The 7,743-nt window shown below is 63.5% G+C and carries 7 protein-coding genes and 1 pseudogene; 2 read left to right on the top strand and 6 right to left on the bottom strand.

Annotated features, from left to right (window positions below; all coding sequences use genetic code 11):
• The coding region (locus AC5Y5O_RS31505) for a cupredoxin domain-containing protein (protein WP_500028704.1) at positions 1–575 on the bottom strand (575 nt) is incomplete at its 3' end.
• A 1,433-nt stretch (positions 576–2,008) separates the two neighbouring features.
• Here AC5Y5O_RS31505 and AC5Y5O_RS31500 point away from each other — a divergent pair.
• Positions 2,009–2,584, top strand: coding sequence for a hypothetical protein (locus AC5Y5O_RS31500; protein WP_330981475.1), 576 nt, complete (start codon positions 2,009–2,011; stop codon positions 2,582–2,584).
• Between the two features lie 42 nt (positions 2,585–2,626).
• On the opposite strand, the gene AC5Y5O_RS31495 is transcribed toward AC5Y5O_RS31500, so the two are convergent.
• Positions 2,627–3,355 carry an anti-sigma factor family protein gene (locus AC5Y5O_RS31495; RefSeq protein WP_330981486.1) on the bottom strand — a complete coding sequence of 243 codons (729 nt, stop codon included), beginning with the start codon at positions 3,353–3,355 and terminating at the stop codon, positions 2,627–2,629.
• A 1,033-nt stretch (positions 3,356–4,388) separates the two neighbouring features.
• Here AC5Y5O_RS31495 and AC5Y5O_RS31490 point away from each other — a divergent pair.
• A pseudogene (locus tag AC5Y5O_RS31490) lies at positions 4,389–4,894 on the top strand (hypothetical protein).
• 153 nt (positions 4,895–5,047) lie between these two features.
• On the opposite strand, the gene AC5Y5O_RS31485 reads toward AC5Y5O_RS31490, so the two are convergent.
• The 4 genes from AC5Y5O_RS31485 to AC5Y5O_RS31470 form a co-directional block, all read right to left on the bottom strand.
• Positions 5,048–5,425 (bottom strand): BlaI/MecI/CopY family transcriptional regulator, encoded by a 378-nt coding sequence (locus AC5Y5O_RS31485; RefSeq protein WP_330981485.1) that lies wholly within the window; start codon positions 5,423–5,425, stop codon positions 5,048–5,050.
• Positions 5,426–5,773: 348 nt separating this feature from the next.
• Positions 5,774–6,535: a L,D-transpeptidase gene (locus AC5Y5O_RS31480; protein WP_330981474.1), complete on the bottom strand. Its 762-nt coding sequence runs from the start codon at positions 6,533–6,535 to the stop codon at positions 5,774–5,776.
• Positions 6,536–6,632: 97 nt separating this feature from the next.
• Entirely contained in the window at positions 6,633–7,358 is a 726-nt protein-coding gene (locus tag AC5Y5O_RS31475) for a DUF4396 domain-containing protein (protein ID WP_342931156.1), read from the bottom strand.
• A gap of 88 nt (positions 7,359–7,446) precedes the next feature.
• A partial coding sequence (locus AC5Y5O_RS31470) for an FAD-dependent oxidoreductase (protein ID WP_500028703.1) occupies positions 7,447–7,743 on the bottom strand: 297 nt, incomplete at its 5' end.

Below are 7,743 nucleotides of genomic sequence, written 5' to 3'. Positions count from 1 at the left end.
GCCATTACCGCATACAGCACCGGAAGGGTAAATGCCGCGCCGATCACCACCCTACGGACCAGGTCGGCGCTCTCGGCGCGACGTTCTTCGGCCTGGGTAGCCTCGATCTCGGCGGCGGCCGGCTCGGCCACACCATCGGCTGGCGCGCAACCTGAAGCGGCGGTGGGCGTTTCAGATTCGCCAGGGGGCGTGGCCAGGTCGTTGGGGGTGACGACGAGTGTGCCTGAGACCATGTTCATGCCGCAGGCGAACCCGAACGATCCCGCCTGCTCCGGGGTAAACCGCACTGTGGTGCGCTGGTAAGCGGGCAGCGCCGCCGACAAATGGAGGTCGGGAAATACGACCCGCGATGTGCAATCCCCGGTCTCTTGCCGATCGAACTCGATCTCCACCGTAACACCTTGGCGCACCTCTACGACGTTTGGGCTATACCCACCGCTCACCCTAATCTGAAGCCGCTGCACACCACCGCCGACGGTAGCGGCCTGCGCGCGTCGCGGGGCAAAGAAATACCACGCCAACCCCGCGATCACCAACGCCGTCCCAACCAGAACGGCAACGTCGACACCGGACATCTTTAACTCCTCAATCAACTGAGACGAATTAGGAAGTAGGCTGTGGATGGCCCAGATGGCCTATCCGCCAGCTCCTTCGGCAAGATCTGATACGCCCCAGGCGTCGACACCCCAGACAGCTGCTGACGGATGACACCACGGCGACCCCCAGGGCGTGACACCGCCACGAGCCCACAGCCGTGGACGACAGCACGTGTTTTGGAGAACCCATTGGCGGACGCTAAGCCGCGTCGGGGCGGCGTGCTCGGCACTCCTGAAGCGCGAACGCCGCATGACCGGTCCAACATAATCCGAGCCTACCCCCCCGGGGTAGGTATTGACGTCACGTGGTCGAAGATGCCGAGTTCAGACAAGCGCAGGTTGGGTCGCCGCCCTGGTGGACAGCGGTCTACCGGATTCGCTTCATGCGGATGAGGGTCCTGGCCTGTGAGCTCGAGCCGGCTCTATTCGGCAGAATCGCCAACCACCCGATGTTGTCACTCCGAGGGATTCGGCGCGACGGACCCCGTACCCGCAACGCTCGTTGACCAATTCCTTCGCCGTGTCGACCGACCCGAGCACCGAGATAAGTTATGGCGTTTGTTCCCTGCAGTCCTAATTCCGTGGAAATTAGGGCACGCGTAGGTGTGTTGACTGACGGCGGCGTTGGGAAGAAAGTGACCTGAGGCCGGTTTGGAGCTGACGACATTGACGACAACGGTGATGCCGTTGCCCCACCTGTCACCACGGCCAGAATGCAGAGATGGGGTAACCCGGTACACGACCGGTGGGTAACTTCACTACTGTCATTCTCGTGTGCAATGTACCGGCGGCCCGGGCCACGTCATCGTTTGAAGAAATCGGCGCCTACGCGCCCTGAGGGCTTCGGCCACGCGGTCATTGGCGTGCCTCAGCGCGAGCAATAGACTACTGTGTAGGTACGTAGACCGTAGATTGCCCCGGGTGGTCTACGGTCGATTCGAGGAGGAGACATGCGGTGCCGGGGCTCGCGACCCTGGCCTGCGCTGTCGGATGGGGCTAATGATGCGCACCGACGCACGCGATGGCCAGCAGGCGGCCTCGCACTACCGAACCCGCCTCGTCATGTATCTCGGCATCTTCGACCAATCGATGCGCAACAGGATCGCCTTAGGCGGGCCGTTACCCGATCAGCGTGGTTGCAACCACTATGGTGTTCGACCGCCACCACCGCGTCGCGGTGATCGTCCTGCGGGCGATCCGGGCCAGGACCTCCCACCGCTGATCCAACGCCAGGCCGCCGGGCCATCCGCATGATCCCTGTGAAATGGAGGCTCAAGATGCCGAAAAACGCGCCAGGTGCTAGGCCAAACGGTGCGAGCAGGAGAAAGGGGTCCTGTGTCGCGGCACGGAACGCTGGCGCGCGGGGGCGCAGCGGAGGATGGGTACGGATCGTCCTAGCAGGAATCGTCGTCTTGATCGCCATCCTCGTCATCGCGAAATCGGTTCGTTCTCAACAGAATCAAGCAGTTCCTCTGCAGCTGCATAACCCACCCGTTACCGCTGCGGTCGGTCGTCAGACAGCTCCGCCGTGGAGCGCTCCGACCGATGCAGCTGCCGCGGTGCGAGCTGCCGGGCTGCCCATGCTCAGTCGCGAGGGCACTGTCGAACACATTCATGCCCACCTCGACGTGCGCGTTAACGGGCAACCCGTTGAGGTCCCCGCGATGATCGGTGTCGACCGGCGGGGAATCAGCCCCGTGCACACGCACGACTCGACGGGGGTGATTCATATCGAATCGCCCGTGATGCAGACGTTTACCCTCGGCGAGTTCTTCACCGAATGGGACGTCGGACTGTCCACCGACAGCATCGGCGGTTTGCAGACCGGCAACGGAAAGACGCTGCGGGCCTTCCTCAATGGCACTCCTGTCACCGGCAACCCTGCGGCCCTGCCCATCAACGCGCGCGACGAAATTGTGCTGATCTTCGGGAGCCCCCAACCCGGAGAATCCATACCCAGCCATTATGAATTCGCGGCGGGCCAATAGCGCTGCGCCTTGGAAACCAATTGATACGGCGTGCGGTCGAAATTATATCGAGCGTTGCAGCATCACGTGACCGTTGTCGGCCAAAACCACTTGTACTGCAGCGATCTGGCTGATCGGCATCGAAACGCTGCCGGTGGGTGTCGCCGTGTGGCGGGGGATGGCCACCCAAGACGCCAGCCGGGTTTGGCTGCCGTCGCGACCTACCACGACCAGTGCCACCGTATCGTGGGGGGCATCCGGTGGAGCCAGGCACACGAACTTCAGCGCGATGGTCGTACCCCACTGCTGGCCGTCAAGCGATACGGTCGAGGACAGTAGGGTGGTCCCGACCTGGTCCATTGGCAGGGCCGACACGGTCGACTGCTGCGGGGTGGACGTCAAGAAACTGCTGTGAACCCCGATCAGCACACCGATCGTCAGAATGATGGCAGCGGCGGCCCAACCCATCCAGGTCATCACGCGGGTTCGGCGGCGACGCGAATGCACCGCGGCCAGTAGCGTTGGGAGCAACTCCGGTGGCATCTCCGATGCGGCGGATGGCTGGTCTGCCTTGTTGATCGCGGCGATGTCATTGCGGTCAAGCTGTGACAGCATGGCCGGAATGCCACTGAGTTCAGCGATGGCTTGTCGGCATTGCGGGCAGCCGGCCATGTGCGCCTCGAATTCGCGCCAATCGGTGGTGCATAGTGATCCCAAGACGTAGGCGGCATCCCACATCGCGTGGTGGTGGTTGTCACCAGTCGGGCCGGGACCGCGTAACGATGTCCTCATCATCTTCCATCCCCAGCTGGTAGCACCGCATTTGAGATTTCGGGCGCATGGACGGGCTGGCGGACGGCTTTAGGCTCAAGCCAACCAACTTGCGCCATTTGGCATTCGCCGCCGACGGGCCTCCGGATGAGCGGCCGCGTGCTCGATGTGTCACCCGGTCTCGTGCAGGGTGACCCGCAGTGCCCGGGCGGGATAACACGAATCGTGACTTCACCGTCGTTGCGGCGATTCGAACGTCTGAAGCAATCCGTGTGGTAGTCGATCCCCGATGGCACGAGCAATTCGATCACGGCCCGATGCCCGGCCCACGGTTGGCCGATTGCGTCGAGGATCACCAGCTGGCCCAGCGCGGCGCCGATCTCGTCAGGAGTGGTCACCCGAGGCGTGCTTGAGTTGCTGCCTCGCTCGTCGACGAGCACGCTGCGCGCCATGGTGAAGAGCGGCCCTCGCGCCGATCGTTCGGCGGCTGCGGCTCGTGATTGCTGCCGCCTCCGCTGGCGCGGCTCGCGGACGACGTCTTCGGCGCGACGCTGGGCGCTCGTTAAACCCATTGTGTATCGCCATAAGCCGGCGGAGCGCTCGTCGGAGAGAGCCGCCATCGCCGCGACTTGCCACTCCGATCCTGCGGTGGCTCCTGGCACTCAGTCACCTCCTGTTGTGACACGAGTCGAGTACCTGGTAAGTTCACCAACCCAAGCGTTACCACCCTGATTATCTACGACATCTGTACGTAGATAGTAAGCCTCGTATCTCGCTGTGGCCACGCTGGTTTCGTCCAACTCCCCGGCGACGCACAAGACGAACGCGATAGATGACGTGGGATCGAGCTGGCTCCTGAAATGGGTGGCCGGTCGCAGCAAGGGCCGCGTCGGCTCTGTTCATTGCTGACACCGTCCAGGTGGCGGCGTCGCCTGGCGTGCGAGGCGGTACCCGAGAGACGATTTCTACGGCAGGCTGATGTAGGCGTGCAAATTGAGGTGGTCGCGTTAGCTCGTTGACCGTCAACAAGATTGAGGTATCCAGGAGGTGTCACGTGGATAGGTTCACCCGGCGCGCGGCGCTGGGCGCCTGCGTGCTGGCCGGTCTGGGGTATATGCGCGCGCTGCGCGCTCGGGACGCCGATCCTGCGGATCCGGTTGACCGACGGCGGCATGATGGGCTGCCAATCCGGCCGACATGAGCGCGTATACGGAGATGTTCCGCCGGCCCACGGAGATCAGTCGCACGGTCGAGGAGATCCCCGGCGGGGTGCGCACCACCACCGAGTCGAACTCGCCGGACCTGGCCGCCCAACTGCACGACCACGTGTCGAGCATGTACTCCCATCTTGACCACGGCACGGAGGTCATATGTATGGGCTCGGGCCTATCGATGCTGTTCGGCAACGCCCGGGGCTACCGCCGCCGGTTGACCCTGACACCTAGGGGCGTCATCGCCGAGGAAACCAGTGATGATCCCGCGTTGATCGACCCGATCCGTGCTCACGCCCGTGAGGTGAGCGGCTTCGTCCACGACGACGGGATGCCCGCGATGATGTAGGGCATGCTGGGCGGCTCTGGCGGCATGACGGGACACGGCGGCATGATGGGGCCACCGTAGCCGCCGACGAACGCGAAGTCACTTCGCACCAATGCCACTGCAAGGCAGCCATATTCGACATGCTGCAGGCAGAGCCCCTGGGCCCGGCATGGTTTACTTGCGTCGGCGTCGTCTGGGCAGCCGCTGCAACGCAGCACGCAACCGCGCGGATTCTTCTGGGCTGATCTGTTCGAGGAAGTGGCTAAGCACCAGCTCGGCGCGCCCCCCGCCGTCGAGCGCCTCACGCATAAGCCGGGCACTGTGCTGCTCGCGGGTCAACGTCGGCCAGTACCGGTAGGCCTTGCCGTCTCGTTCACGCGCCAGCCACCCTTTGGTGTGCAGGTTGTCCATGGTTGACATGACGGTGGTGTAGGCGATCTCGCGTTGGGCAGCCAGCTCGTCGAAAATTTCGCGGACGCTCGTCGCTCCATCCCGGTCCCAGATGCGGTCGATCACCACGGCTTCCAACTCTCCGAACCCGCGCACCCGCACCGTCACGCCTCCCACCGGCCCCGCATCCCACACCGCGCGATGTACTCAACTACGTACGTGCATAGTAGATTAAACTATGGTGCACACACAATGTCGGGTATCCGACCACGACGGCCGATCTTGGCCGCACGCGCGCGGCCCCAGCCTCGGCAATATATAGGCGCTCCCAGGGCAGGACCTGGCGATTGGGGTCGCGGGCTGGTCTTATTGGTTTCGTACTTAGCGCAGCATTGCTCGTTGGCCGTTAGCTGTCGTGAAGGCGGACCTCGTGTAATCGGGTGGTTGGTGCTGCGTGCTGTTGGTGGGGGTTGGTGGGGGTGCGGGTAGGGGCTTCTGGACATCGGCCCGCTATGCGACGACTTGCACGGGATCGCCGATAGTGACGCGTTCGAAATACCACGCGGCGTTGTCGGGGCTGAGGTTGATGCATCCGTGGCTGACATTGGAGTTTCCCTGAGAGGTGACTGACCAGGGTGCTGAGTGCACATACACGCCGCCCCAGGTGACTCGCACCGCGTACTCAACGGTGAGCTTGTAACCCTCTGAAGAGTCCAGCGGGATACCGATGGTTCGCGAATCCATCACTACACTGCGTTGCTTTTCCAGCACCGTGAAGGTGCCGACCGGGGTCGGGCGGCTGGCCTTGCCCAGCGATGCGGGCATGGTCCGAAGTACCTCTCCGTTCCTGCTGACGGTGAAGGTGTGTGCAGAGATACTGGCCACCCCCAGCAGCGCATCGCCGGTGTCGAATCCCGTACCCAGCTCGTGCACGCTTACCGTGACATGGGAGTGAGCGGGCCAGTAGCGAACCGGAACCCACTGCACGACATGGTCATCGACCCACTCGAAGCGACCGGTGATGTTACCCGGTGACGTGACGCGGATGGTCCGCTCGATCGCGGCGCGATCAGTCGCCGGCACCGCCGCGGTGAAGATCACCACTACTGGGTGTGCGACTCCTACCAGCGCTCCATTGGAGGGAAGGATCTCGGCCACGCGCGGTGCCGCGTCAGGGGAGGGGACGGCCGCCGAACTGAAAATCGGGGGGCGGGCCGCGGCCGTCACCGCGAGGGCGACCACAACGGCGAGATAACGAACCGATCGACGCATAACCTTCACCCTCCTTCTGCTCGGTACTGCTGTGGCGGCCGAGTTACCGATCGAACACATCGACCCTGTTGGCAGCGCCGACAGCAACGGTTTTGAGCTAGCGTGCTCTCTCAACTAGCTCTGTGTCGGTGATCTCGGCCGGGCTCAGCGACGCGGTTGCATCCTTCTTGAGCCACCACCACACCACGGGATAGGCAGTCGCGAAGCCCAGCCACATGCCGGCCCACATGATCAGCCACAGCGCCATCGACGTGCCCGAATACTTCAATACAAAGGCCACAAGCAGCATCGAGGCGCCCATGCCCACGTCGAACGCAAGAATCGCGAGCGTCGAGATCAGTGATGCGGCCCGCAGCCGCTGACCGACGGTCGGCGCTGAGCCGGTGCGTGAGAGCCAGTGGTATTCGAAGACAATCAGCACCGGCAGGGCGAACGCCGCAATCAGCAAGATCATCGGCCACACCGCCTGGTGTGCGATGGTCATGCCGGTCCACATCACCAGCGGCATGGCGATCGCGTGCCCAATCATTGACGCGGCGCCACCGGGAATAGTGGCAACTGCGACCGTCGCGGGAAAACCCAACCGAGGCGGTTCCCCGTGTTGCCGTTGCCATTTCCGGGTCGCTGGTCGGCCCCAACCGTAGTAGGCCCACAATGCGAACGGGCCGGCATAAATCGCGGTGATCGGCCACACGGCCTCCATCGCGGGTACGGGCTGCCGATGACCGCCAACATAGATGTCGGCGAGAATGACACCGGCCAGCACCACCCCGACGCTCGTCACCACCCAGCCCAATACCGTCACCCACTCTGGGGCGGGCATAGCCATCATCATCATTATCTTGGTCCTTTCCCCATCGATCGAACAACGAACTTCCGCCGGCACTTTCGGCGGCCTCGCCACGGCCGTCTCAGACGGCAGCCTCCCGCACTAGCATCGCGCCGGCTAGGTCGGCAACGTCGTGAGCACAACCCCACGACAAAGTCACGCCCGCACCTCCGTGACCGTAGTTGTGCACGATCCGAGTGCCAGGCTGCATTTCGAGTCGCACACCTCCTTCACGGAACGGCCGCAACCCCACCCGCAGAGGATCGACCGGATCCAGCCGGGCACCGCGCAAAATCGGCAGGAACTCTGTGCAACGCTCGAGCATCTCGCGCAGCGGCGGGTAATCCAGGGTGAGGTTCGTGTCGTATTCACCGGGTTG

This window comes from Mycobacterium sp. NGS40, from assembly GCF_059812735.1.
This window is presented reverse-complemented; position numbering and strand designations above follow the sequence as displayed.

Coding starts and splice junctions, on each gene's coding strand:
- AC5Y5O_RS31495 (WP_330981486.1), bottom strand. CDS start 3,355: ATGAGGACATCGTTACGCGGTCCCGGCCCGACTGGTGACAACCACCAC.
- AC5Y5O_RS31480 (WP_330981474.1), bottom strand. CDS start 6,535: ATGCGTCGATCGGTTCGTTATCTCGCCGTTGTGGTCGCCCTCGCGGTG.
- AC5Y5O_RS31475 (WP_342931156.1), bottom strand. CDS start 7,358: ATGCCCGCCCCAGAGTGGGTGACGGTATTGGGCTGGGTGGTGACGAGC.